General features: G+C 57.1%; 21 protein-coding genes. 8 read left to right on the forward strand and 13 right to left on the reverse strand.

Translation table 11 applies throughout. The features are described 5' to 3' along the window. The first annotated feature begins 52 nt into the window (after positions 1-52). Positions 53-1,645, forward strand: coding sequence for a phytoene desaturase family protein (locus ACOZ42_RS06055; RefSeq protein ID WP_426345675.1), 1,593 nt, complete (start codon positions 53-55; stop codon positions 1,643-1,645). A 199-nt stretch (positions 1,646-1,844) separates the two neighbouring features. Here the strand turns inward: ACOZ42_RS06055 and ACOZ42_RS06060 are convergent, their stop codons facing one another. Both ACOZ42_RS06060 and ACOZ42_RS06065 read right to left on the reverse strand, forming a co-directional pair. Next, positions 1,845-2,183, reverse strand: a complete 339-nt coding sequence (locus tag ACOZ42_RS06060; RefSeq protein WP_003801655.1) for a hypothetical protein — start codon at positions 2,181-2,183, stop codon at positions 1,845-1,847. 71 nt (positions 2,184-2,254) lie between these two features. Then, positions 2,255-2,701: a carboxymuconolactone decarboxylase family protein gene (locus tag ACOZ42_RS06065; RefSeq protein WP_165477543.1), complete on the reverse strand. Its 447-nt coding sequence runs from the start codon at positions 2,699-2,701 to the stop codon at positions 2,255-2,257. An 878-nt stretch (positions 2,702-3,579) separates the two neighbouring features. Here ACOZ42_RS06065 and ACOZ42_RS06070 point away from each other — a divergent pair. The 5 genes from ACOZ42_RS06070 to ACOZ42_RS06090 all read left to right on the forward strand — a co-directional run bounded on the left by ACOZ42_RS06070 (position 3,580) and on the right by ACOZ42_RS06090 (position 11,421). After that, positions 3,580-6,021, forward strand: coding sequence for a DUF3772 domain-containing protein (locus ACOZ42_RS06070; RefSeq protein ID WP_426345676.1), 2,442 nt, complete (start codon positions 3,580-3,582; stop codon positions 6,019-6,021). Between the two features lie 38 nt (positions 6,022-6,059). Beyond that, on the forward strand, positions 6,060-8,462 hold the full coding sequence (locus ACOZ42_RS06075; RefSeq protein ID WP_131071479.1) for a mechanosensitive ion channel family protein: 2,403 nt from the start codon (positions 6,060-6,062) through the stop codon (positions 8,460-8,462). 99 nt (positions 8,463-8,561) lie between these two features. Next, the gene (locus tag ACOZ42_RS06080) at positions 8,562-9,860 is read left to right on the forward strand and encodes an MFS transporter (protein ID WP_240209311.1); all 1,299 of its coding nucleotides are present in this window, start codon (positions 8,562-8,564) and stop codon (positions 9,858-9,860) included. Positions 9,861-9,878: 18 nt separating this feature from the next. Then, complete coding sequence (locus ACOZ42_RS06085) at positions 9,879-10,991, forward strand: aminotransferase class V-fold PLP-dependent enzyme (protein ID WP_426345677.1); 1,113 nt, start codon at positions 9,879-9,881, stop codon at positions 10,989-10,991. Between the two features lie 13 nt (positions 10,992-11,004). After that, a complete protein-coding gene (locus tag ACOZ42_RS06090) occupies positions 11,005-11,421 on the forward strand; it encodes a hypothetical protein (RefSeq protein ID WP_003801643.1) in 417 nt (138 codons plus the stop codon). Positions 11,422-11,430: 9 nt separating this feature from the next. Here ACOZ42_RS06090 and ACOZ42_RS06095 read toward each other — a convergent pair whose 3' ends face one another. From ACOZ42_RS06095 to mgtE, 4 genes are all read right to left on the reverse strand, one after another. Then, a complete protein-coding gene (locus ACOZ42_RS06095) occupies positions 11,431-11,961 on the reverse strand; it encodes a helix-turn-helix domain-containing protein (RefSeq protein ID WP_003801641.1) in 531 nt (176 codons plus the stop codon). A gap of 235 nt (positions 11,962-12,196) precedes the next feature. After that, positions 12,197-13,210, reverse strand: coding sequence for an HD-GYP domain-containing protein (locus tag ACOZ42_RS06100; RefSeq protein WP_003801637.1), 1,014 nt, complete (start codon positions 13,208-13,210; stop codon positions 12,197-12,199). Then, on the reverse strand, positions 13,203-16,169 hold the full coding sequence (locus ACOZ42_RS06105) for an MHYT domain-containing protein (protein WP_426345678.1): 2,967 nt from the start codon (positions 16,167-16,169) through the stop codon (positions 13,203-13,205). The genes ACOZ42_RS06100 and ACOZ42_RS06105 overlap by 8 nt, the downstream gene beginning before the upstream one ends. A 161-nt stretch (positions 16,170-16,330) precedes the next feature. Continuing rightward, positions 16,331-17,671, reverse strand: coding sequence for a magnesium transporter (gene mgtE, locus ACOZ42_RS06110; protein ID WP_059317851.1), 1,341 nt, complete (start codon positions 17,669-17,671; stop codon positions 16,331-16,333). Positions 17,672-17,821: 150 nt separating this feature from the next. Here mgtE and ACOZ42_RS06115 point away from each other — a divergent pair, with 150 nt between their 5' ends. Further along, the gene (locus ACOZ42_RS06115; protein ID WP_003801631.1) at positions 17,822-18,190 is read left to right on the forward strand and encodes a NirD/YgiW/YdeI family stress tolerance protein; all 369 of its coding nucleotides are present in this window, start codon (positions 17,822-17,824) and stop codon (positions 18,188-18,190) included. 151 nt (positions 18,191-18,341) lie between these two features. Further along, complete coding sequence (gene cnbZ, locus ACOZ42_RS06120) at positions 18,342-19,103, forward strand: 2-amino-5-chloromuconate deaminase CnbZ (protein WP_003801629.1); 762 nt, start codon at positions 18,342-18,344, stop codon at positions 19,101-19,103. A gap of 51 nt (positions 19,104-19,154) precedes the next feature. Here the strand turns inward: cnbZ and nhaA are convergent, their stop codons facing one another. From nhaA to ACOZ42_RS06155, 7 genes are all read right to left on the reverse strand, one after another. Then, positions 19,155-20,519, reverse strand: a complete 1,365-nt coding sequence (gene nhaA / locus ACOZ42_RS06125) for a Na+/H+ antiporter NhaA (protein WP_003801627.1) — start codon at positions 20,517-20,519, stop codon at positions 19,155-19,157. 118 nt (positions 20,520-20,637) lie between these two features. Beyond that, positions 20,638-21,096: a D-aminoacyl-tRNA deacylase gene (gene dtd / locus ACOZ42_RS06130; RefSeq protein ID WP_003801625.1), complete on the reverse strand. Its 459-nt coding sequence runs from the start codon at positions 21,094-21,096 to the stop codon at positions 20,638-20,640. A 15-nt stretch (positions 21,097-21,111) separates the two neighbouring features. After that, a complete protein-coding gene (locus ACOZ42_RS06135; RefSeq protein ID WP_003801624.1) occupies positions 21,112-21,456 on the reverse strand; it encodes a DMT family transporter in 345 nt (114 codons plus the stop codon). 6 nt (positions 21,457-21,462) lie between these two features. Next, positions 21,463-21,981, reverse strand: a complete 519-nt coding sequence (locus ACOZ42_RS06140) for a DedA family protein (RefSeq protein WP_003801622.1) — start codon at positions 21,979-21,981, stop codon at positions 21,463-21,465. Positions 21,982-22,017: 36 nt separating this feature from the next. Then, positions 22,018-22,488, reverse strand: a complete 471-nt coding sequence (locus ACOZ42_RS06145) for a GNAT family N-acetyltransferase (protein WP_301607142.1) — start codon at positions 22,486-22,488, stop codon at positions 22,018-22,020. After that, a complete protein-coding gene (locus ACOZ42_RS06150) occupies positions 22,485-22,886 on the reverse strand; it encodes a YchJ family protein (RefSeq protein ID WP_059317846.1) in 402 nt (133 codons plus the stop codon). The genes ACOZ42_RS06145 and ACOZ42_RS06150 overlap by 4 nt, the downstream gene beginning before the upstream one ends. Before the next feature lie 160 nt (positions 22,887-23,046). Continuing rightward, positions 23,047-23,805, reverse strand: coding sequence for a M48 family metalloprotease (locus ACOZ42_RS06155; RefSeq protein ID WP_426345679.1), 759 nt, complete (start codon positions 23,803-23,805; stop codon positions 23,047-23,049). Positions 23,806-24,047 lie beyond the last annotated feature (242 nt).

The raw sequence follows: 24,047 nt of genomic DNA on the forward strand, positions 1-24,047 counted from the left end.
GCATGTTTACAAGCCCTGAACCCGTTCAGGGCAATTTACAAAAAGGTGTGGGATGACAGATTCAACAAATAACAAGTCATATGCCGTCATTGTGGTGGGCAGTGGCATTAATTCCTTGGTGTGTGCGGCCTTGCTGGCGCAAAAAGGCAAGCAGGTTCTGGTGCTGGAGCGTAACGACCGTGCGGGTGGGTGTATCCGCACCGAGGAACTGTTCCCCGGTTTTACCCATGAGCTGCTGTCATCCTGGTACCCCTTGTTTACCTCCGGGGCGGCGTATGCACGCCTGAAGGATGATCTGGCTGCCCAAGGGGTCGAGTTTCTGGAAAACGGCTATACCACCGGCGTGGTGGGCAGCGATGGCAAGGGCATGGCCCTGCGTCACGATGTGGGCGATTCGATTCAACGTATCAATGCTTTGCAAGCAGGCGATGGCGACGCCTTCGGTGCCATGTGCAGTCAGTTGTTCGAGCGCGATGCCGGTCTGACCTTTGGCTTGCTGGGCACCGAGCCTTACAGCCGTGGCTTGTTGGGTCTGCTGTTTTCGCAATGGCGCAAGCGTCGCATGGACGGCATGGTTCAGTACGGACGTGAGTCCCTGGAATCCTTCCGCCGCTGGGCCGATCGTGAACTGAAAGATGACCGGGTGCGCGGCATGATGGCTCCCTGGGTCTTGCACTCGGGCCTGGGCCCTGACGACGCCTGCTCGGCCCTGATCGGCAAGCTGACCTTTGCCGCCGTGGTGGCCGGTGGTATGCCGGTGGTGAAAGGCGGTGGCCAGAATCTGGTGCGTGCGCTATGCGCCATTATTGAAAAAGCCGGTGGCCGCATTCAACTGAACACCGAAGTAGAAGAAATTATGCTGGAAGGACAAAAAGCCCGTGGCGTGCGTGCCGGTGGCCAAGTCTACGAAGCCAGCCATGTGGTGTGTAACGTCACTCCGCCACAGCTCTATGGCCGTCTGTTGCCGGGCGCTCCTGCCCAAGTGCGTAAGCAAGCCAATGCCTACCGCTTTGGCCGTGGCGACATGCAAATTCATCTGGCGCTGGACAGCATGCCGAACTGGAGCGATCCGGAGCTGCTGAAAGTACCGTTGCTGCACCTGTCCGACAGCCTGGAAGACGTCAGCATGAGCGTGGCCCAGGCCAATAACGGCCTGATTCCGGCCAGGTTCACCGTGGCGATTGGTCAGCCTTGCGCGGTGGACCCCAGCCGAGCACCCCAAGGCAAATGGATTTTGTGGATGCAGATGCAGGACATGCCATCGAAGCTGCGTGGCGATGCGGCTGGCAAGATCGACGTGCCGGAAGACGGAAAATGGTCCGAAGAAGTCAGCAAGGCCGTGGCCGAGCGCATTATCGACCAACTGGAAGGCGTCATGCCCGGTCTGCGTCAACAAATTGTGGGCCAGAAAGTGCTTTCGCCCGCCGACCTGGAATCCATCAATTGCAATCTGGTGGGCGGCGACCCGTACTCGGGCATCTGTTCGCCCGACCAGTTCTTCTGGATGCGCCCCTTTGCGGCCAGTAACGGTGCGCGCTCCCACGCAACCCCGTACAAAAACGTCTACCACATCGGTGCGTCTACTCACCCAGGTCCAGGCTTGGCAGGGGCGTCCGGATTCATGGTGGCGGAGCAGATTCGTTAGGGAAGCACGTTTCGGAAAACATAACAGGCCAGACAGACCGTCGTGCGGTCTGTCTGGCCTGTTTGCATGGGGTAGGCTTGGCGGTCCAGGCATCGTATCCTCCCCGAAAGGCGATCGCCGGATCACCGAAGAAGCGGGCGCCTTGCAGCCCTGAGGCTTATGGCTTGAATGTCACGCGCTTGATGTTGACCAGATGCCGTCAATGCACGGGTTCGGAAATATTGCCTCCCCAAAAACCCGACCCTTGCATGAATGAGAGCGCAATATCCGAGCTGATGCCCAATATGCCTTGGGTAGCGGGCATATTGACCAGAATGCGTCCGGCGGGCAGGGTGCTGGAAAACTGATGAATCTCGTCCTGATCTTTGCTGTGGATGACGGCCGAGTGTCCGGCTCCTTCCTGCCACAGCAATTTTGCATCCAGACTGATTCCCTGGCCGGCCTCAGATTTGGACCGCGTCACAATCGGAGCCATTTTTTCCCGGCTCAGGAAGGCGTGCCGCTCGGGATCGGCGGCAAGCCAGGTCAGCAGGATCATCTTCAAACCTGCTTTGGAAATACGGTCGCCAGGTGCTAGCACAGCGTCGCGTATGGAAAATGCTCCGTTAGTTAGAGGCTGATTTCGTAGTTCATGCTGATAGCCAAGCGGTTCCAGACGTTGATCAAACCGACCAGATACGTCAGATCCACGATTTCCTTGTCATTGAAGTGAGCCTTGAGTTCATGCAATGGCGTCTGCTTATCGTCCAGATTCTGAATAAAAGTCACTTGCTCAGCCCAGCGCAGCGCCGCCTGCTCCTGCTCGGTGAACAGGGGGGCTTCTTTCCAGGCATTTAAAAGCAGGAGTTTTCGTTCGGAAATGCCCAGACTCAGTGCATGTTTGCTATGGACGTCAATGCAAAATGCGCAACCGTTCAGTTGCGAGATTCTGACCTTGATCAGCTCGATCAACTCTTTGTTCAGCGTAGTCTCGCTGTAGATCTGGGCGTCGTACTTGACGAGGGTCTTGTAGATGTTGGGGGACAAATTAGATGGGTTAAGTCGAGTCTTAGACACGGGATCTCCTGTCAGTGGGAAAAGGGTCGGGGCGAGCATGTGAATACGCCGGTTTTAGCCTTGGGTTTTACTATCGTCAGGGCAGGTTCGGTAGTTTTCGAGTTGCCGTAACAGAAAGGTGCTGGCTGAGCAGCTTGGCGTGAGAATGGCGCTTAAGAGAAGCCAGGCAGTCAGGGTCGCGACATCTGGATGGAACCGGTTCATTCCGCCCCAGGTGATATCGACATTATTCAGTGTCCCCCAACTCCCGAAGCGGTCTGCCACCGCAGATAAAAGAGTGAGGCTAAGTGACGGTCTTAAAAAACACGATGAATGTCATTTTGGTTGCGTTGCTGTGTTCGAGAGGGGGCGCAATGATTTCTTTCTTTGTGTTTAAGAAAATTATTTCACATTTCCTGATTATTTAAGGGCTAATTTTTTAATCTTCGTTTTGCTGTTTGCTATCTAATTGCCTGTTTCCTTGTGTCCTGTGTTTTTTCTTGCCGTCTTATAGTTAAGAAATGCTAGAAGAATAACTTGGTTTTTAATCAAAATAATGATTGTTGATAGTTCTTTTTTTATGGGGGTTTTGTTTTTTTAATTTTCCTTGATTATTTTTTTGGGTTTCATATTTTTTGCGCTTGGTTTTAAGGGTGGTTTTTAGAGCTTGGTTGCGTGTACTGAGCGGTCTGTTGTCCGGGGCGACTCGAAGTTGACCGTGGCAGAATGGGTAGGGCATGCAGTGCAAGGCGATCTGAGCCGGTTGAGAGAGAGGGATTTTTCGTTTGTCCCTTCTGTGTTTTGTGCCAAGAGGATGATTCTTTCGGTATTCTGTGCATGTTTGTGCTGCCCGTATCCCTGTCGGGGCGTGGCCTGATTGTTTAGCCGGAGTTTTATTAATGCGCGCTTTTCGCTGTTCGCGCCTGTGTGCCTTTTTGGCCTTGTGGCTGCTGGCCGTGGTGCTGGCTGTTACCCCTATCCCTGCAGCAGCCGAGACTGCGGCCTGGACGCCTGCACAGGCTAGTGAATCCCTGAATGAATTGCGGGACACGCTGCAAACGGTGCAGCAGCGTTTGCAGAAAAAGGACGGCTTGGGAGATGCTGATCTGGTCGCCTTGCGCAATCAGTTGCTGGCGGCACAGGAACAGGCCCAGGAAATGAGCGTGCGGCTGGAGCCTGAACTGCTCAGTGTGACGGCCCGTTTGAATCAGTTGGGGCCGGTGGACGACCCGGCGGGCGAGTCCGATGACATCGCACGCCAGCGGGCGCAGCTGCAGCAGTCGGTCACCGAGCTGGATGGCATGATCAAGCTGGCCCGCCTGATCGGCGTAGAAACCACCCAAGGGCTGGATTTGGTGTCCAAGCAGCGTCGGGCGATCTTTCAGGCCGAGCTGGGCCTGCAGTCACAGTCGGTTTTGACGCCGCGTTTCTGGAGCAATGTGTCGCGCGACCTGCCCGGCGATCTGGCCCGGGTCGATCGCATGCGCAAGGATCTGGCACAACGGCTCTTGGACTTGCCCACGTATGTGCTGTGGTCAGCAGCAGGCCTGGCGCTGGTTTGGCTGGGTCTGGCGGTCTGGGCGGTGCGCGGGCTGGAGCGCTTTACCATCAGCCATACCAAACCCTCACGTTTGCGGCGTTCTTTCTACGCTGCGGCCCTGATTGTGCTCTATAGCCTGGTGCCCGGGGTTCTGGCCTCCTTGGCGGCGGGCCTGTTTTATTGGAACGGAAATCTGGCTCCCGACTTGTCCAGCTTCGTGTCCAAATCGGTGTTTGCCCTGTATCTGGGCGGCTTCGTGACCGGCATGGGGCGGGTGCTGCTGTCCGCACAGCGGCCTAGCTGGCGCTTGCCTCCGATCCCCAGCAATGTGGCGCTGAAACTGGCCTGGCTGCCGCTTGCGCTGGGCGTAATGGTGGCCCTGACCTGGATGTCACAGCAATTGTTGGGGCTGGTCAATGCGACGCTGAGTACCACCTTGCTGGTCAACAGCTTCAATACGCTGACCCTGAGCATTTTTATTGCCATCGCCGCCTGGAATTTGAGTCAAGGGCGCGAAAAGCCCCCTGTGCCTCAAGAGGGTGACGACCCGCAGAAAACCGTCCCGGTACAACAAGGGTCGACCTGGCTGCGTGCCATTCCCATCACTCTGGGAGTGGTGATCGGGCTGGGAATGATCGCCTTCTTGCTCGGGTACATCGCGTTGAGCAGTCTGATTGTGCAGGAAGTCCTGTGGCTGAGTCTGGTCATTTGTACCTGCTATGTGCTGGTGGCGCTGATTGCCGATATTGGCCAGAGCCTGTTGCTGCAGTTCAAGGAAAAGCGGGCCTCCAACGAGTGGACCAGCGCCCAGGTGCGGGGCAGCAGCCAGATCGTGATTGTTCTGTCGGGGGCGCTGCGCCTGTGCCTGATCATTATGGCCGTTACCCTTGTATTGCTACCGTTTGGCGAAGACCCCACGCAGTGGCTGCAACGCCGTTTGGGCTTTTTGGTCACGGGTTTTTCGTTGGGGCAGGTTCAGCTCAAGCCCAGTTCCGTGCTGCTGGCCGGGATGATTCTGGTATTGGGTGTGTTGTTTGTCAAAGCCCTGCAGCGCTGGGTAGCTAACCAGCTTTTGCCTGCCACCCGTATTGACCCTGGAATGCGGGTCTCGACCGCAAATCTGTTCAGCTATGTGGGCTATTTTGTGGTGGTGGCCACGGCCATTTCTTCCTTGGGCATTGGCCTGGAGCGGATGGCTTGGGTGATCTCTGCCTTGTCGGTGGGGATTGGTTTTGGCCTGCAGGCAGTCGTGCAGAACTTCGTGTCGGGGTTGATCCTGCTGGCTGAACGTCCCATCAAGATTGGCGATTGGGTCAGTTTGAACGGCGTGGAGGGCAATGTGCGCAAGATCAATGCGCGGGCCACGGAAATTGAGATGTTCGACCGCTCGACCCTGATTGTGCCGAACTCGGAGTTCATCACCAAGACCGTGCGCAATGTGACCTTGAGCAATCCCTTGGGTGTGGTGAAGGTCAAGATCAATATGCCCATTGACACAGACGCTAAACGGGTGCGTTCTATCATGCTGGAGGTGATGCAGAATTACAGCGATGTGTTGGCCGATCCTGCGCCAGAAGTGACGCTGGACGGATTTGATGCCAACGGTTTGCAGTTCACCGCCACTTGTTATGTATCCTCGCCGCGTGTCAGTGGCCGGGTGCGCAGCGTCCTGATGTTCGATATTTTGGATGGGTTGCGAAAAGAAGGTCTGGCGCTGCATCACACTCAAACCATGACGGTATTGCCGACCCTGCCGGTGGCTAGCCAGACCGAGGGCGGCAATCCCTTGTTCAATAATTGAACGTTAAAAAACAGATCGGTCCCCGGGAGGCAAAAGCCATGAAGCCGCTACGACGATGTGCGCAGGTCTTGCTCGTTTTGCTGAGCTTGATGGTGGGCTGGGTGCCGATGGTCCAGGCGCAAGCCCTGTCCGAGTCCGAGCAAGAGCGTCAGATGATGCGCGAGTTGCAGCAGGCCCAGGACGAGCTGCGCCTGATGCAGTATGGCCTGGAAGGCAATCAGGCCTCGATACGACCTGAGCGCAGTTATGAGCAGGATCAGAAACTGCAGCGAACGCAGGACTTGTCCAGCCGCGTGGTGCAATCGCTGGAGCGGCGCAGTCGCTTGTTGCAGGCCCGTCTTCAGGAGTTGGGCGAGGATGCCGGCGATGAGGCCGATCAACTCACACTGCACAATGAGCGTATGCGCCTGCGACGTGCGGATGCCGCCTTGCGCGCGGACTTGCGTGTCGCCCGCCTGGTGCAGTTGGAGTCTCAACAGACCCGTCAGTTGCTGCATGAGGCGACAGCTCGTTATGCCAAAGAAAAACGCTGGCAACGCAGTCCTTCCTTGGTTTTGCTGGAAAGTTTGCCCGAGCTAAGGGCGGCTTGGCCTGAGGATCGTCAGAAGCTGTCCGATCTGGCCGGGCAGTGGCGGCAAACCTGGAAAAACAGCAGTTGGCAGCAAAGCAGCGCCTCCTTGTGGCTGGTGGCTGCTGTTTTGATGCTGGGGATGGTCCTGTTTCGCATGACGCCCATTTGGATCAGTCGTTACCTGCCAGCCGGACGTTTACGTCGATCCAGTCTGACGATCGTCAATTTTTTTCTGTGGTTTATTCTCAGCTGGGTTCTGGTCGATCAACTGGTTGAGTTGGTGATGGAGCGGCCTGGCCTGTCCACCATACAGTACGAACTGCTGGCCTATCTCAACTTGGCGGCATGGCTTGCCGCGGTAGTGCTGGCATCGATCAAGGGCATTGTCATACAGCCTCGCTCTTCCTGGCGCTTGATACCCGTGTCGGCCCAAACCCAAGGTCGCTTGCGTTATTTTGCCTACGCTTTTTTTCTGGTCGCCTATCTGGATGTGGCGGAGAGCTTCTTTCGCGGTTCCATCGGCGTGTCGGATGCGTTTCAGGCCCTGCTCGATGGGGTGAGCAGTGTGCTCTATCTGCTGTTGTATGCCTATGGCTTGTGGGTCATGCGTGATGAGCTGTTTGATCGTACCGAGATACAGGGACAAAGCGCGGTTCGCACGGGGCGCAGTTGGGCACGTCTGGCCTTTAAAGGCGCTGTCGTGGTTTATGTTCTGGTCTTGGGCTTGTTTATTGGCGGCTGGCAAGTCCTGTCTGATGATTTGATGACTCATTTCATGACGATGCCGCTGGTGTTGGGTCTGCTTGCCTATGTGTTCATGGTCTGTTTGCAGGACATGTCCGATTCCTTGCTGGCCTATCTGCGCAATCGCAGTCGTGACCCGGAAGCGGCGCCGATTCGCGTGCAAAGCCAGCTCGTTGTGGTCTTCTTTGCGCTCGCGCGTATGACCGTGCTGGGTCTGGCCATCTGGATGGGTAGTGGGGACTGGTTGAACGAACCCAAACAGATGCTGGAGTCCGGCCTGGGCGTTTCACGCGATGTCCTGCGACTGGGCGCTGTGCAGTGGCGCCTGGATTTGTGGCTGATTGCCTTGGGCGTCATGTTGGTGGGTGCGGTCTTGATCCACTGCTTGCGGGTCTGGCTGCGTCAGCGCTACATGCCTAACACCACGCTGGAGCCCGGCCTGCAAAATGCGATTGTCGGTGTGGTGGGATATATCGCCTATTTTGTTCTGCTGGTGATCTGCCTGTCTATGCTGGGGGTGCCAATTGAGTCCGTAACCTGGGTTTTCACCGCCCTGACGGTGGGCCTGGGTTTTGGTTTGCGCGGCATTGTGCAAAATATCGCGTCGGGTCTGATGCTGATGGTCGAGCGCCCCGTGAAAGTAGGGGATTGGGTGGAAGTACAGGGCAGTGAAGGCAATGTGCGCCAGATTCGCCTGCGGGCCACCTATGTGGAACGTTTTGATCGCACGATGGTGATGGTTCCCAACTCTCAGATGATGGGTCAGCAGGTTCGCAATCTGACCTACACCCCTAGCTCCCTGGGGGCGATTGAGTCCCGGCTGCTGTTCCCGCTGGATGTGGATGCGGATGCCATCATGCAGATTCTGCGTGAAGCCGTCATGTCCGAACCGGAAATTCTGGACGAACCGGCCCCCGTCCTGTCGTGTGACGGGATTTTTGGCGATGGTTTGGCTTTTAGCATGCGCTGTTTCATCAACAGCATGCGGGTACAGCGTCGGGTCCGGAGCAACCTGATGCTGGAGATCTTGCGTCGCCTGCGCCAGCAGGGCATTACCTTGCACCCTGCACAACGCTGGGTGCAACAGGCCATGGATAAAGACAGGGCGCAAGAGCCAGATTTCTAGGGTTTTCCCAGTGATTGAAAGCTGAAATATTCATCCGTATAATTTGTTTAGCCACACTAAACAAAAAAAGCGCATGACGCGCATCAGGATGGATGAGACATGAGTAAGCAACAGCCCCTTCAGGGTACGGCCCCCGTTTCGCCCTGGCGTGCTGCCAGTGCAGCCGGCTTGGGCACCATGATCGAATACTACGATTTTCAGCTCTATGGCGTGCTGGCCGTGACGCTTAGCGTGCTGTTTTTCCAGACGGGTAATGAAAGCGCTGCTTTGCTGTCCACGCTGGCCGTATTTGGCGGCGCCTTTCTGGCCCGCCCCTTGGGGGGCATCTTTTTTGGCTGGTTTGGTGACAAGCATGGCCGTACCGCTGCTCTGATGTTCACAATTGTGGGCATTGGGGTCGCCAGCGCCTTGATGGGCATGCTGCCGACCTATGCCACCTTGGGGCTGGCTGCTCCCGCCTTGTTGCTGTTGTGCCGTTTACTGCAGGGTTTTTTTGCCGGGGGCGAGATTACCGGGGCCGCCACTTATGTGGCGGAATGCTCGCCAGTGGGCAAACGCGGTTTTTTCGGCGCATTCAATCCGGCCGCGGCGACTCTGGGTCTGTCCTTGGCTACGGGGGTGGCGGGCCTGGTCACCAGTATCGTCGGCAAGGACGCCATGCTGGAGTGGGGCTGGCGGATCCCCTTTTTGTTGTCCATTCCCCTGATCGTGTTGTGTGTCTGGGCTCGCTCGCGTATTGAGGATTCACCGCGATTTAAAGAGATGCTCAAGCGTCATCACCCTGAGCATTCGCCCTTGTCCCTGATTGTGCGTGATTACCGTCGCCCCTTATTGCAGGTGATCGCCATTGGCTTTGCCCAGAATGCGGCCGGCTATGTTGGCGTGGTGTATCTGAGCACCCATTTGATCCATACCCTGAAATACGACGGCACCGCGGTGTTCTGGCTGATTTCCCTGGTCACCTTGTGCTCGGCCTTCATCATGCCTTTTGCCGGCGGCCTGTCTGACCGTTTCGGTCGCAAGCCCTTGCTGACGATTGGCCTGCTCGGTTATCTGGTGCTGGTTCCCTTGACGATGTGGGTGGCCTCCTGGGGCAGCTTCCCGCTGGCCGTCATTGCGGTGGCCGTGTCCATTCTGCCGTTCATTGTGGTCCAGGCCGTGGGTTACCCCCTGTATGCCGAATTGTTTCCTACAAGAGTGCGCTACAGCGGTGTGTCGCTGGGCTTTAACATCGCCACCATTCTGGGTGGAGCGACGGCCCCTTTTGTCGCCTCCTGGCTGACAGGTCTGACTGGTTCGAGCATGGCACCTGCGTTCTATGTGATGGTGGTGGCATTGATCGGAATGGTTGCCTTGAGCACGGTGCAAGAAACCTCGGGTCGCCAATTGGCTGATTGATTTTCAAGGATGTAAACGATGTCTGGGTATTTTTTGTATCACTCCATTGGCATGTTCGAGGGCAAGGAAGCCGCCATGCGTGCCGAGCTGGATCAGTTCAGTCAGGTCTGGTCGGCACCGGATGATGCGCAGTGGGGCTACGCCTTGGGCCAGAAACAGGCTTTCATGGATGCCTGGGCCAGCCTGATTGGCGCTGACTCCAACGATATTGCGCTTAGTGAAAACGTGACCGGCGGCCTGTACAGCATTCTGGGCTCCTTGCCAGCGCACGTGCTGAAAGGACGTACTGTGCTGGTGGCGGCCGATTGCTTTCCCAGCCTGCATTTCCTGCTGCAAAAGCTGGCCCTGCGTCTGGGTTTCACCTTGCGCACCGTGCCTTTGAGCGCCGGTCTGTCCTATGTGACCGATGATGATTTCATCCATGCCTGGGATGACAACGTGGGCCTGGCCCTGGTGACCTGGGTCAGCTCTACCTCTTCGCACCGCGTCAATGTGGACCGTATGGCGCAGTGTGCAACAGAGCATGGCAGCCTGATGGCGCTGGATTTGACGCAAGCGGCAGGTCTGGTGCCGTTTACCGTGCATGAAGGCGTCGCCTTTACTTTGTCTGCTTCCTTGAAGTGGGCTTGTGGTGTGTCGGGAGCCAGCCTTTTGCACGTGCGTGCGGATTTAATCGAGCAGTGCGAGCCCGAGTTTCGTGGCTGGTTCAGCCAGGAAAATCCCTTTAACTGGAATCTGGACCAGTTCAGCTATGCTGACGGTGCGCGTCGTTTCGACCATGGCACACCGGCTATTTTGGGCAGTATTGCCTCGTTGCCCGGCCTGCGTTTCGTGCTGGAAACCGGCGTGGAAAAATTGCTGGAACAAAACCGGGCATTGACGGCTATCTTGCTGGATCGCGCCGCCAAGGCCAAGTGGCCGGTGCTGACGCCTTTGGCCGAAAGTGAACGTGGCGGCAGCATCATGTTGCGTGCCAGCAGTGCCCAGCGTGCGCAGGCCATGGTTGATCGGTTGCGCGAGCAGGAACTGTATTGCGATCAGCGTGATGGCGTTTTGCGCCTGTCCCCCGGCAATGTCTGCACCGAGCAGGATGTGCTGCGCTTGTGCGACACCTTGCAAGCCGGCTGGTAAATGAGGAAGGGCTATGGATAGTCAAACTTGGGCGCATCAGGCCAGCCGTCGTATCGAGCGATCAGCCAAGGTCGTAATGGACTATATGGCCGATCTGGATGCATTGGGGCGCTGGTCTTTAGGATGCTTGAATACGCAAGGTGTGGGGCCTGGGCTGGTGGTGGGCACTTCCTTGTTTGATGGTGGGCAGACGCACGTCAGCGTCGAGGTTCTTGCTGAGCAAGGCCTGATCCGCTATTGGGTGGGCAGCGCGATACAACGTACGCCGCGCATCAGCGCCATGGTGCAGGCGCTGGATGAGCAGACCTGCATCTTGATCCTGCTGGCCACACGCGCTACGGATATGGATGAAAATCGGTGGTTGCGTTTGCAGCGTTGCCACGAAACCGAACTGGATCTGATCCAGGCCCAGTTGCACCGCGGGGGCTGATCCTCGCGCTCAATAGCTGGGCGGGGTGATCGCTACAATAAAACGCACATCCTGCTCGTAAGGATTGCGATAGGCGTGAGGCAGACTGGAATTGAAGTAACAGCTATCGCCTGTTTGCAAGCAGTGTTGATCATCCCCGACATCAACCAGTAACTGGCCTTCGGTGACCAGCACACATTCTTCGGCAGGGTGGCTCCAGCGCTGCCCAACCGAGCTGCCGCCCGGCGGTAAAAAGCCCGCCAGCATTTCAATACTGCCAAAGCCCGGCGACACCCGCTGGTATTGCACGCCAGAGGCGGACTGAATGCTCATGCGTTCGTTCTTACGCACCACGGCCACTTGTTCCACATCGTCTTCCAGGAGGGAAAACAGGGGCGTATCCAGTGCGCGGGCGATTTGGCGCAAGGTGTCCAGGCTGGGTTGGGTCAGACCTCGCTCTACCTGGCTGATCAGGCCAGGGGAGACTTGCGCCAGCTCGGCCAGCTTGCGCAATGACAGTTTTTTGTGAAGTCGGACCTGGCGAATACGCAATGCGGCCATGGAAAAGCGAGCGATAGGTGAGAAAGACGGTATTGTAAGACAAGCTCGCCAAGCTGAGGCGCCGACAGTTCGGGGCTGTCGGCGTGCAGGCTATCGCTGATATCCGGTACAGACCTAGTCGGCGCGCTTTTGCTCGTCGTTACCTGTCCGGGCACGCACGTTGGATTTCACGTCAGAGAAGGTCGGTGGCTTGGTGCCCAGGGTGTCAGGGTCGTGTTAGTGAGGGCTGGGTGTTCTAGGGTGTGGTGTGCTGCGGTTCATCCGCCCATTTTTCTTTGATGTGCAGCATTTCGGGCAGGCACTTATCCAGCAGCGCAATCAGTTGAGGATCAAAGTGCTGACCGGACTGCTCACGCAGATAGCTGACGCATGTCTCCACACTCCAGGCTTTTTTATAGGGCCGCTCGCTGGCCAGTGCATCAAATACATCTGCAACAGCCACGATGCGGGCAGGCAGGGGAATGTTCTCGCCTTTCAAGCCGTAGGGGTAGCCGCTGCCATCCCATTTTTCGTGATGATACAGGGCAATAGTGCGAGCCAGCTTGAGCAGACCATGTGAATGCTGGCCGATAATGCGCGCGCCAATCAGGGTATGCGTGCGCATGATGTCCCATTCTTCGGGGGTCAGTTTGCCCGGTTTTTGCAAAATGGAATCAGGGATGCCGATTTTGCCTATATCGTGCATGGGCGCAGCATGCAGCATCTCGTCGGCCGCTTCGTTGGAATACCCCAGCCAGTGGGCCAGAATGCGGGTGTAATGGCTCATGCGGATCACATGCCGGCCAACTTCGTTGTCTTTGTACTCGGCGGCCGTACCCAGACAACGAATGATTTGCAGACGGCTGTCGCGTAGCTCCTGCATCTGTACCAGGGACAGGTGATTGCGTATGCGTGCTTTGAGAATGGCCGGGTTAAAGGGCTTGGAGATATAGTCCACTGCGCCTAGGTCCAGGCCCATTTGCTCATCGTGGGGTTGCGAGAGTGCCGTGACAAAGATAATGGGTATATGGCGGGTTCTGGGGTCGGCTTTCAAGGTCCGACACACGTCGTAGCCCGAGAGCTGCGGCATCATGATATCGAGCAAAATCAGGTCGGGCACATCGCGTTGAGCCAGTTCCAGCGCCTTGGCGCCTTCTTTGGCAAAGAGGAGGCGAAAGTCCTGCTGCAGGGTGTGGCGCAGAATCTGCAGATTGGCCGGCTCGTCATCAATGAGCAACAGTGTCTGGCGTGGCGAGCTAAATTCATTCATGGCGTGGCGGATCCTTGGCCAGGCAGGCACTCAATTCCGTGATTAGCGCAGTCAAGATGCTGCTTGCCTGCACAAAATCAAACAAATCAATGGTTTTATTCAGATTATTCAGCGTCTCGCTTTGTCCGGTACTTTCCAGGTACTGACAGATCGCCTGCAAGGCAGGCTCATCGAGCTCATTGAGTTGCACGCTGCTATGCAGAATGTGCAGGTAATTCAACACCACGTCGGGGCTGTGTACCACGTCCGCTTGTGAATCTGTATAGGGGGCCGGTGGACCATGGTGGCTGAGCTCCTGGGCAATGCGGTTGAACATGTCCTGCAACTGCTCGATGCGCCCGCGCATCTGGCGCGTCTGGCCACGACGGATTTTTTCTTCCAGCTCGGCGCTCAGTAAGGAAACCTGTGGCAGGCCCAGATTGCCTGCCGTGCCGCGAATACCGTGCAGACTGCCCAAGACAATTTCCCAGTTTGGTGAAGCCTGTTTGATCTCATCGAGTGGGTAGCGGGTATGCAGATCCGACAAGAAACTCAGCAGCGCACGGCGCAAACGCACTGGCGAGCCCCACAGGCTCAGACCCAGATCCCAGTCGATCAGGCCGCTTTTCTGGGGCTCGACGCTGTCGTCTGGTGAGCTGGCTGTGGTCAGTCCCATGACCCGCGCAATTTCCTGCATCAAGGCAGGCAGGTCCAGCGGTTTGGTGGCAAAGCCGTTGATGCCGGCTTCCTGTGCAGCGTGGCGATCGGACTCCATGACGCTGGCTGTCAGCGCAATCAGCGGTAAAGGCAGGCGTGCTTCACGACGCTCCTGTTCGCGCCATCGACGGGCGGTCTCCAGTCCGTCCAGTTCAGGCATGTGAACGTCTAGTAAAACGACGTCAAAGTCTTCTTTGTCCAGCAGCTCCAGCACCTTGTGGCCGCTGTCGGTGGCGGTGACCGAATGGCCGTGCTGTTCAAGCGTCAGGGTCAGCAGTTCCTGATTAAGGTTGATGTCATCGGCTACCAGAATTCGCAGAGGGGGCAGGTGGGGCACGGCTTGGTTTTCCGGGCTCAGGCAGGGTTCGTTGCCCGGCTCCAGGGGGATGCGGACTTCAAAGACGCTGCCCACACCCAGGGTGCTTTGAACCTCCAGCGTGCCGCCCATCAGGTCTACCAACTGGCGGGCGATGGACACGCCCAGGCCCGTGCCGCCAAAGCGACGGCTGATGGAAACGTCGGCCTGAGTGAAAGGGGTAAATACATGACGCAACTGCTCAGGACTCATGCCGATGCCGGTGTCGGTGACACGGATGGAGACTGCATTGCGTCCGGGCTCGGGGTTGACCTCGACCCGCACTGCACCACTTTGAGTAAATTTGATGGCATTGCCGATCAGATTGTTGAGCACCTGCTGGATGCGCATCGGGTCGCCCTTGTAAAAAGGGTGCAGCTCGGGCGCACAGCTCAGACGGAACTCCAAGTTCTTGGCATCGGCCGCCAAGCGTAAAGAAGCGACGACTTGCTGGCACAGGTCGATCAGAGAAAAGTCCACCTGTTCCAGTTCGACCGAGCCCCGCTCCAGTTTGGTGGTGTCCAGAATATCGTTGAGCAAGGCCAGCAAGGAGCGCGCTGACTGATTGATAATGTTCAGGTGTTTGCTCTGTTGGGCAGTGAGCGCGTCGTTGAGCATCAAGTCGCTAAACCCAATAATCGCATTGAGCGGAGTCCGTATTTCGTGGCTCATATTGGCCAGGAAGGCGCTCTTGGCCTGGGCTGCCTGCTCGGCTTTCTCCGCGCTTTGACGCAAGGATTCCGTCAAGGCGTTGTAGCGGCTCATATCGGTCACAAAGCCGACAAAAATGGGGTCCCCCGGCTGGCGCACCCGACCCACCGCCAGCCGCATGGGCATCAGGCTGCCATCCTTGCGCAAGCCGGTGACATCGCGGCCTACGCCGATCACTTTAGGGTCATTGCTGCGCAGATAATTGGACAAATAGCTGTCATGGCGAGAGCGGTCAGGTTCGGGCATGAGCATATTGACGTTGCGCCCCAATACTTCACCCGCTTTCCAGCCAAACAGACGCTCTGCCGAATGGTTGAAATCCAGAATGGTGCCGTTGCTGCTGATCGTGATGATGCCGTCAATGGCCGTATCTACAATCGCGCGGTTATGCGATTCACTCTCTTCCATTTTCAGGAACAGTTGACGGTAGCGCAGCAAGCCATTGGCGGCGGCCACCAGCACCGTTACGGTAATGGTGAACGTGGACAGCACCATGGAGGCAAAGGTGCTGTTGAAGATGATCAGGTCATCGGGCGGGGTAGTCTGACCGATAAAACGGGCCGCCGCCATGCCGGTGTAGTGCATGCCAGAGATGGCCAGCCCCAAGACGATGCCACTGATGACCACGCGCTGCAGCAAGGTCAGGCGCGTACGGTGCAGGCGAAAGCGTATCCACAAAGCCAGGGTGGCCAGAATGACTGCGACGCCTATCGACAGGAAGAACGTGACGGGTTCATAGCGCAGCAGGGGAGCCATGCGCATGGCGGCCATGCCGCTGTAATGCATGGTGCCGATGCCCAGCCCCACCAGAACCCCGCCGATAATCAGGTGCGAGCGCTGGACGCGGGCTTGCGAGAGAATCTGCAGGGCCACCCAGGACGCGCCTACGCTGGGCAGCACCGACAACATGGTGATGGCCGGATCATAATGCACGCTGGTACAGAGCTCGAAGGCCAGCATGCCGATAAAGTGCATGGTCCAGATGCCACCGCCCAGGGCAATGGCGCCTGTGCAAATGGCGATCTGGCGATGCAGACGCAAATCGGCCATGCGGGCAATATGCGCGGTATGCAGAGCCATGCCCGACGAAAAGATGGCAACCAGCAGGGACAGGATGACCAGGCCACTGTTATAGCTGCCAACCAACAAGGGAGCCATGGGGTCCGCACTGATGAAGAACTGGTCGAGTATCCGCATAGGTGCTGATGTCCGAAGCGGCCCACGGGGCCAAGTTAGACGAAATGTGTCAGGCTCCCTCTGAATAGCAAGAGGGAATGTAACGATGAAACCCGGATAGGTTACCGAGTTTGTCTCTTACTGTGCAGCTTTTTACATGGATTGACGAAAAATATTCATGTTTAAAGCAAGGTTCCGGTCAGCAGCAGCGCCGCTACTGAAAAGTAAATGACCAGCCCGAGCACATCCACCAAGGTGGCAACCAGGGGAGCCGAGGCGCTGGCCGGGTCAAAACCGACGCGTTGCAAGATAAAGGGCAGCATGGAGCCAATGCAGGAGCCAAAGGTCACAATGCCCACCAGAGCCAGCCAGATCGTAAAGGCAATCAGCAAGGAGTGTTCGCCGTAATCGTACAAGCCCAGATGTTGCCAGACTTCAATACGCACAAAGCCGATGGCCCCAAGCAGGGTGCCCAGCACCAGACCGACCGGCAGCTCGCGCAATAGCACACGCCACCAGTCTCGTACCCGCACCTCACCGAGCGCCAGGCCACGAATCAGCAAGGACGTGGCCTGCGAGCCGGAGTTTCCTCCTGAACTCATGATCAGGGGAATGAACATGGCCAGCACCACAGCCTTTTCCAACTGTATTTCGTAATACTGCATGGCGCTGGCGGTGAGCATTTCGCCCAGGAATAAAATGGCCAGCCAGCCCCCCCGCTTGCGGATCATGGTGCTGAAGCCGGCCTGCAAATAGGGTTTGCCTATATGCTCGGCGCCGCCAAACCGGTTCATGTCCTCATCGGCTTCGTCCATCAAGGCGTCAATGACATCATCTACCGTCACAATGCCGATGATGACCTGGGCCTCGTCGACCACCGGAATAGCCAGAAAGTCGTGTCGCCGAATAAGCTGGGCCACAGCCTCCTTGTCAGTGAGTGCCTGCACCGTGATGGGGCTGTCACCGCTCCACAGATCGGTCAGGGCCGCTTGGGGCGCAGCACACACCAGCTTGCGCAAAGGCACCACAAATTGGAGCTGCTGCTTGTCATTGACGACGTAAATGGCATAGACCGTCTCGCGCGTGCTTTCCACCTCCCGGATGTACTGTAGGGTCTGGGCGACGTTCCAGCTCATGGGAACCTGCAGAAACTCCGTGGTCATGATGCCGCCGGCCGTATCGGCGGGGTAGTGCATCAGCCGCATGACGGAGGTACGGGTGGGCTGGCTCAAACGGCTCAGAATCTGCTCCTGATCCTGCGGGTCCAGGTCTTGCAGCAGGTCGGCCATGCGGTCTTCAGCCAGTGTTTCCAGAACAGGCAGGCGTTCTGGCCGACGCAGCTCCATCGCAATGGCGCTGGCCCAGCGCAGTTCGGGTCGTTCCAGCAAAGCCTGCAGTCGCTCATTGTCCAGCTCCTGGGCAGCGAGCAGGGCGGGGCCGCGCTCGAGCTGGTTCAAGGCCAGGACAATATCGGCAATCGGAGTGGGGGGGCCAAGTAGGTCAATAGATGGATGCTTGGGCATGCAATACTCCAGTGGACGTGCAAGTACGGAATGTCGTGGCTTGGCGTGGTGACTGTTGGGCGCGGGGTTCTTGTAACGATCTGCCAGGATTGATTGTCCTGGGCCAGAATGGTGCTAGGATACGAATAGTGTTAACCAGTGGAGCATCTTATGGACATGAAGGCCAAACTGACAGCCCTGACAATCACGGTATTGATGGGCGGAGCCGTTATTCCAATGGCTCAAGCGCAATATGTGGGTCCCTCCAGCCAGAAAACATTCACTAAAGTTGAACAGCTTGTGAACAACGCCAAGGACGATGATCCGGTCGCCTTGCGGGGCAAATTGCTGCGCAAACTGTCCGATGAAACGTATCTTTTTGCCGATGAAACCGGCGAAATTCAGGTCGAGATCGATGACAAGATTTTCCCCCAAGAGCCGGTGGATGCTAACACAACCGTCGAGATCGTTGGCGAGATGGACAAGGCCATCGTTGGCACCAATGAAGTGGATGTCAAGACAATCACTATCGTTCGGTAAACGCGTATCTTGAATGTAAAAAAGCCCGCCGACCCGGTTCGCGGGCTTTTTTATGGTGCCGGCGATGCTATAGTGCCCGCTCTCGCCCCCTGTACTCAAAGGATAAGTTCAGGACACGGCGATTTTGTCCGCTACAAGACCAGGAACCACCATGAGCACCGCAATTAATTTTGATAAAGGCAACTACCGCTTCATTCCGACTGGCGTGAATCGCTTTTCGGGCGGGGTCGCCGCTCAGCCCGGCTATGAGATCTGTCGGGTCGTGTTCTCCGCGCCCGTCCCTCTGAAAGAGGGTTTTGATTTGATTCAGGCCGTGCTGGAAGCCGAAGAACGTCCTTTGACGGCTTTGTGCGCGTGTGAATTGCGTTCGCCTGAGCCTGTCAGCGACAGTGACTTCAATAAATTCAATGAGTTGTACCTGGAAACCCTGAAAGAGTGGGGTTTGCTCAAAGGCAAACATAATCCGGTTGCGCGCAGCAATGTGTCGCCTTTGGTGGGGGCTCCGGCCGAGCCCAGCTTTTATGCCTTCAGCTATACGGTGGAAACCGATATTGAAGAGGCCACCTTTGTGATCGCCGGCAGTTGCGAGGTTCCCGAAACCCCGGACGATTACATAGAGAGCATTGTGGCGTATCAGGACGTCTCGCCCGAAGGCCTGTTAAAAAAGGCCCAGTGGGTGCTCGATGAAATGGAGCGTCGCCTGGAAGTGCTGGGTCATGAGTGGGCCGATACGACGGCCACTCATGCTTACACCGTACATAATCTGCATCCTTTCATGGCCAGTGAGCTGGCCCAGCGCGGCGCGATCAATCATGGTCTGGGCTGGCACTTGGCACGACCTCCGGTCAAGGATCTGGAATACGAAATGGATTGTCGTCGTATTTTGAATGAGCGAATTCTCACGATTGATTAAGCTGCCTGATCAAGCGGCAGACAGGCCCACGCTTGCGTGGGCCTGTGTGTTTTACGCCTGACTGTATACCGGCTCAGCGGCTGAGCGTTGATAACGGCGACGTACCATCAGTCCCCACAGCAGACCCAGCACGGCTGAGGCTAAGGAGCCGCACAGCACGCCCAGCTTGGCCGCATCCAGCAAAACGGGCTCTGCAAACGCGAGGTTGGCAACAAAGATCGACATGGTAAAGCCAATACCGGCCAGCAAACCAATCAGGGTGACGCCGGCCCAGCTCATGCCGGCTGGCAGAGTGCATAGCCCCAAGCGTACAGGCAGCCAGGTTCCCAGCAAGACGCCCAGCGGCTTGCCCACAATCAAGGCAATCGCCACACCAAACAGAGCACTATGTGCACCGGCTGCATTCAGGTCTAAACCGTTCAGGCTGACACCGGCATTGGCCAGGGCGAAAACCGGCATGATGATAAAGGCCACCCACGGATGCAGCAGTGCGGGAATACGCTGTACAGGGGGCAGGATCTCACGTTGAGCAAGTTGCATTTTTTGCAGCGTATGCATGATTTCCTGTGTGTCATGCTGGCTCTCCAGCTTGGTCGCCAGCTCCAGATTCAGATGGCGAGCCTTGCGCGGCAGTGGCAGCGTGCGCACCGGGCTCATCATGCCTAGAACAACGCCGGCCAACGTGGGGTGAGCACCCGTTTTCAAGAGCCCAAACCAGAGAATGGCGCCAGGAAGCACATAGGCCCAGGCCGAACCTATTCCCATTTTCTGTAAGCCCAGCACTGCCGCAATGCCCACGGCGGCGATCAGGAAAGCGCTGTAGTCCAGCCCACCCGAGTAGAAGAAGGCGATGATCAGAATGGCGACCAGATCATCAATGATGGCCAGAGCCAGCAAAAAGACGCGCAGGCTGGGGGGCAGGGAGCGACCCAGCAGAGCCAATACGCCTACTGCAAAGGCAATATCGGTGGCGGTCGGAATAGCCCAGCCCATCAGAACCTGCGGCTCGGGGTTCATTGCCGCATAAATGAGTGCGGGCAGGGTGATGGCAGATAGGGCGGCGCAGATTGGCAGCATGGCCGAGCGCCAGTCGGACAAGGCCCCGTCATGGATCTCACGACGGATCTCCATCCCGACCACTAGAAAGAACAGGGTCATCAAGATATCGTTGACCCAAAAATGCAGATCTTGCGAAAAACGCCAGCTACCCAGCTCCAGGGTGATTTGGGTATGCCATAAGGCCGAGTAACTGTCAGCAAACGGGGAGTTGGCCCAGATCAGGGCGACAGCGGCGGCCATCAGCAAGATGACGCCGCCTAGGGCTTCAATGTGCAAAAGACGCTGAAGCTGGGCCTGTAGCTGGCGGGTCAGGACATGGGCGCGCGGTAAAGGCGTGCCGGAAGAGGGGTGAGACATGGTCGGCAATTCTCCACAAGGCGGCCCGACCCTGCGTAAGCATTTAACCTGCCCTGCTGCACCATGCCAGCAAAACACCCTGCGCAATTATAGGGAGGGAGTTTCTTTAAGGCAAATGTCAGCTTGGGCGGGTCTCGGGGACGATATGCAAGGGAATGGTGACCGGGCCATCATTGATCAGGCTCAACTGCATGTCGGCGCCAAACACACCGCACTGTGTATCGGGCACGCGCACGCGGGCCATCGCCACCAGTTCATCGAACAGCGGCTGGCTGATGGCCGGTGGCGCGGCGCGGCTAAAACCGGGGCGGTTGCCTTTGCGTGTATCGGCGGCCAAGGTGAACTGGCTCACCAGCAGCAGTTGCCCCCCGGCTTGCAGCAGATTCAGGTTCATCTTGCCCTGCTCATCTGAAAAGATGCGTAGAGCCAGTAGTTTGTCCAGCAAACGCGCGGCCTGCTCACTGGTGTCCCCGTGCTCTGCACAGACCAGAACCGCCATGCCGGCACCGATTTTTGCGACAGTCTGGCCGTCAATATCGACCTGGGCCCGCCGTACTCGTTGAATCAAGGCAATCATTGTGTTTCAGTAAAATCAGTGGCCGACGGTTTCAGAGAACAGGTTCACGATCAAGACGCCCACCACAATAAAGGCGATGCCAATCATAGCGGCCAAATCCAGTTTCTGCTTAAAGAACACCCAGCCAATCAAGGAAATCAGCACAATACCGACGCCGCTCCAGATGGCGTAGGCCACGCCCACGGGCATTACCCGCAGGCTTAGGGACAGAAAATAAAAGGCAGCGGCGTAAAACAGAATGGTAAAGGCGCTGGGCATCAGACGGGTGAATTGCTCAGAGCGCTGCAACAAGCTGGTCGCGATGATCTCGAAAATAATCGCGAAGCACAAATGCAAGTAGGCGAGGCTGGCGGGAGTCATTGAAAATCAGGATTGAAAACTGAGCCAGCCGGGCAAAAGCAGCACACTGGCCCACAGCGCGGCCGAGGCCCAGGAAGAAATATGAAAGCTGAGGGGCGACATGGAGCAGGTGCCGGCAATCAGGGGCACGGTCGAGCGCAAGGGGCCGATAAAGCGGCAAGCCACAATACTAAACCATCCCCAGCGGGCAAAAAACGCTTGTGCCTTGGCATACAGATGTAAACGCTTGCGCGCCCATTCAAAATGGAACAGGTTGCCGCCGTAACGCTGGCCCAGGTAAAAGGAGATGGCGTTGCCCACACCAGCCCCCAAGGTGACGGATAACCAAACCGGCAGCAAGCTCATTTCACCGGCACCGACCAAAGCGCCGACGGACAGAAGAATGGCGGTGCCTGGTATGACCAAAGCCAAAAAGGGCAGGGATTCGATCAGACACAGGGCAAATACGGCGGGGGCAACCCATTGGGGGTTGGCGCTGATCAGCGCCGTGGCTTGCTCTGCAAAATTACTTAAAGTGCTCAGCATATCAATCAGGGAGAGGTGACAGCGACAGGCCGTTCTTTATTTCAAGGCAAGGCTCAGGATCAGACGGTCCTTGTGCTGCAAACCGTCCTCAAAAAGAGCCTCGTCGTAATAGCGTAGGAAGTAATCAGGTTCTACCGCCACGACCCGAAAGCCGGCGCGCTGATAGAAAAACAGCGGATAACCGATGGTCCCAGTGGCAACAGTGAGCGTATGGGCACCCTGAGCACGTACATAATCAATGACAGTCGATAACAGTTGCGCACCCAGACCCTGGCCCTGATGCGACGGCGCTACCGCGATATTCATCAACTCCCAGCTCTGAGCATTCTGGGGCTGCACAATGGCGGCCGCAGCCGTGTGCTCCTGATCGTCGATACGCCAGGCATGGGGAGTGTGTCGATATGTCTCGATCAGACGCGGGCTGGGGTCGGCGTGCAAGAGCAATGACAGGGGCAGGCTGGACCCGTGTACCTGCTGTGGGTGGCCCGGCTTGCGGGACGGGTTCATGAGAACTCCCCGTCCACGTAAAACCATTGCCCCTGCTCCAGCACAAAGCGGCTGACCTCGTGCAGACGGTTAGCCCGTCCGTGCAGCCGATTGCGGGCGACAAACTCCACAAGAGCGTGCGTGTCGGAAATGCGCTCATGACGGCGCACTTCCAGCCCCAGCCATTGCAAACCCTCTGCATTGGGCTCAAGCGAGTGCGGGCGGGTGGAGCTATGCCAAGTGGCCAGCAGGTAGTCCAGGTCGTCGCGTACGAAAGCGCTGTAACGCGAGCGCATCAAAGCGGCGGCATCCGGTGCTTGCAAATAGAGAGGGCCTTGATGCCAGGGACCACAGCAGGTTTCGTAGGGTTTGGGGTTGCCGCAAGGGCAGGAGTTTTTCGAAAAGGAAGTCTTTTTCAAGGGCGTTACTGCCAAGATCGAACAATGGCACAAGCATACCTGAAAGCAGCGGTGGCTTTAGAGCAATGGCAGCGACCAAACGTAACGAAGCCCGGTATCAAAAAACCCGCCCGCAAAAGCGGACGGGTCAGGGCGAGATGCCAGATCACCTTAAAGCGGCTTATTTGGCTGCGTCAATACGCTGCTGCATACGTTGGGCACGCTCCTTGGAGCCAGGGTGAGAGCTCATGACGCTGCTTTGTCCGCCGTCCAGGGCAGCCAGTTTTTCAAATGCTGTCACCAGCCCTTGGGTCTTGAGCTGGCGCTCGCTGAGCAGTTCAAACGAGTAGTCGTCTGCATCGGACTCTTGCGATTGGGAAAACTGTGCGTTCAGAAAAGCTTCAGACAGCTCGCCCAGCTGGCTGGCGTTCAATTGAGTCACCAAGGTGTTGCCTGTGGCGGCGGCCGCATCACGAGCCGCGGACAGGCTGTAGGCTGTTTGCATGGCTTTCTTGCTGTGGCCCAGTTCCACGTGGCCCATTTCGTGGCCGATGACGCCGCGCAGTTCATCGTCATTCATTTGGTCCATCAGACCCGCGTAGACGCGGATGCAGCCATTGGCCATGGCCCATGCGTTGACTTCCTGGGTCTGGTAGACCTTGAAGCTCGGGGTTTGGCCATTTAACGGTTTCGTCAGCGGCTTGACGACACGTTGCAGGCGCTGGTTGTACTTGCTGTTGGCACTGGCCACTTTATGTTCAGCGTCCATTTGTCGGCAAGATTGATCAGACAAGGCGATCACTTCCTGATCGGACAGACTGAATGCCTGCACGGCCTTGCTGCCAGCGCCTACCATGCCGCCCATGTCCATGGTTTGGCAGCCCGCTGTCAGACCAGCGACGGCCAGCATTGCGGCCAATGTTCCGATACGAGACATCATCAACTTCCCCTTCTGTTTATGCAAAGAGACGGAATTTTAATGATGAGGTGGCCAAGGAGTGGCTTATAAAACAATATTTAACATTGTTCCGGGTGTGCTTACACAAAGGAAAGGAGACGCTGAAACGTACCCGGCAGGCTGATGTGATGCCGGCCACGGGGATCGGCCTGACCATGACAGGCCTTGACCTCCTTGAGTTTCGGCGAGCCAGATCCGAGTGAATTTAAACGCTGCCTATCAGG

Origin of the sequence: Alcaligenes sp. HNGD-HTN06 (genome assembly GCF_049932565.1) — a bacterium.
GTDB lineage: Bacteria > Pseudomonadota > Gammaproteobacteria > Burkholderiales > Burkholderiaceae_B > Alcaligenes > Alcaligenes ammonioxydans.

Excerpts from the sequence above, each read along its gene's own strand:
- ACOZ42_RS06055 (WP_426345675.1), top strand. The coding sequence starts at position 53 with ATGACAGATTCAACAAATAACAAGTCATATGCCGTCATTGTGGTGGGC.
- ACOZ42_RS06060 (WP_003801655.1), bottom strand. The coding sequence starts at position 2,183 with ATGATCCTGCTGACCTGGCTTGCCGCCGATCCCGAGCGGCACGCCTTC.
- ACOZ42_RS06070 (WP_426345676.1), top strand. The coding sequence starts at position 3,580 with ATGCGCGCTTTTCGCTGTTCGCGCCTGTGTGCCTTTTTGGCCTTGTGG.
- ACOZ42_RS06075 (WP_131071479.1), top strand. The coding sequence starts at position 6,060 with ATGAAGCCGCTACGACGATGTGCGCAGGTCTTGCTCGTTTTGCTGAGC.
- ACOZ42_RS06080 (WP_240209311.1), top strand. The coding sequence starts at position 8,562 with ATGAGTAAGCAACAGCCCCTTCAGGGTACGGCCCCCGTTTCGCCCTGG.
- ACOZ42_RS06085 (WP_426345677.1), top strand. The coding sequence starts at position 9,879 with ATGTCTGGGTATTTTTTGTATCACTCCATTGGCATGTTCGAGGGCAAG.
- ACOZ42_RS06090 (WP_003801643.1), top strand. The coding sequence starts at position 11,005 with ATGGATAGTCAAACTTGGGCGCATCAGGCCAGCCGTCGTATCGAGCGA.
- ACOZ42_RS06095 (WP_003801641.1), bottom strand. The coding sequence starts at position 11,961 with ATGGCCGCATTGCGTATTCGCCAGGTCCGACTTCACAAAAAACTGTCA.
- ACOZ42_RS06100 (WP_003801637.1), bottom strand. The coding sequence starts at position 13,210 with ATGAATGAATTTAGCTCGCCACGCCAGACACTGTTGCTCATTGATGAC.
- ACOZ42_RS06105 (WP_426345678.1), bottom strand. The coding sequence starts at position 16,169 with ATGCGGATACTCGACCAGTTCTTCATCAGTGCGGACCCCATGGCTCCC.
- mgtE (WP_059317851.1), bottom strand. The coding sequence starts at position 17,671 with ATGCCCAAGCATCCATCTATTGACCTACTTGGCCCCCCCACTCCGATT.
- ACOZ42_RS06115 (WP_003801631.1), top strand. The coding sequence starts at position 17,822 with ATGGACATGAAGGCCAAACTGACAGCCCTGACAATCACGGTATTGATG.
- cnbZ (WP_003801629.1), top strand. The coding sequence starts at position 18,342 with ATGAGCACCGCAATTAATTTTGATAAAGGCAACTACCGCTTCATTCCG.
- nhaA (WP_003801627.1), bottom strand. The coding sequence starts at position 20,519 with ATGTCTCACCCCTCTTCCGGCACGCCTTTACCGCGCGCCCATGTCCTG.
- dtd (WP_003801625.1), bottom strand. The coding sequence starts at position 21,096 with ATGATTGCCTTGATTCAACGAGTACGGCGGGCCCAGGTCGATATTGAC.
- ACOZ42_RS06135 (WP_003801624.1), bottom strand. The coding sequence starts at position 21,456 with ATGACTCCCGCCAGCCTCGCCTACTTGCATTTGTGCTTCGCGATTATT.
- ACOZ42_RS06140 (WP_003801622.1), bottom strand. The coding sequence starts at position 21,981 with ATGCTGAGCACTTTAAGTAATTTTGCAGAGCAAGCCACGGCGCTGATC.
- ACOZ42_RS06145 (WP_301607142.1), bottom strand. The coding sequence starts at position 22,488 with ATGAACCCGTCCCGCAAGCCGGGCCACCCACAGCAGGTACACGGGTCC.
- ACOZ42_RS06155 (WP_426345679.1), bottom strand. The coding sequence starts at position 23,805 with ATGATGTCTCGTATCGGAACATTGGCCGCAATGCTGGCCGTCGCTGGT.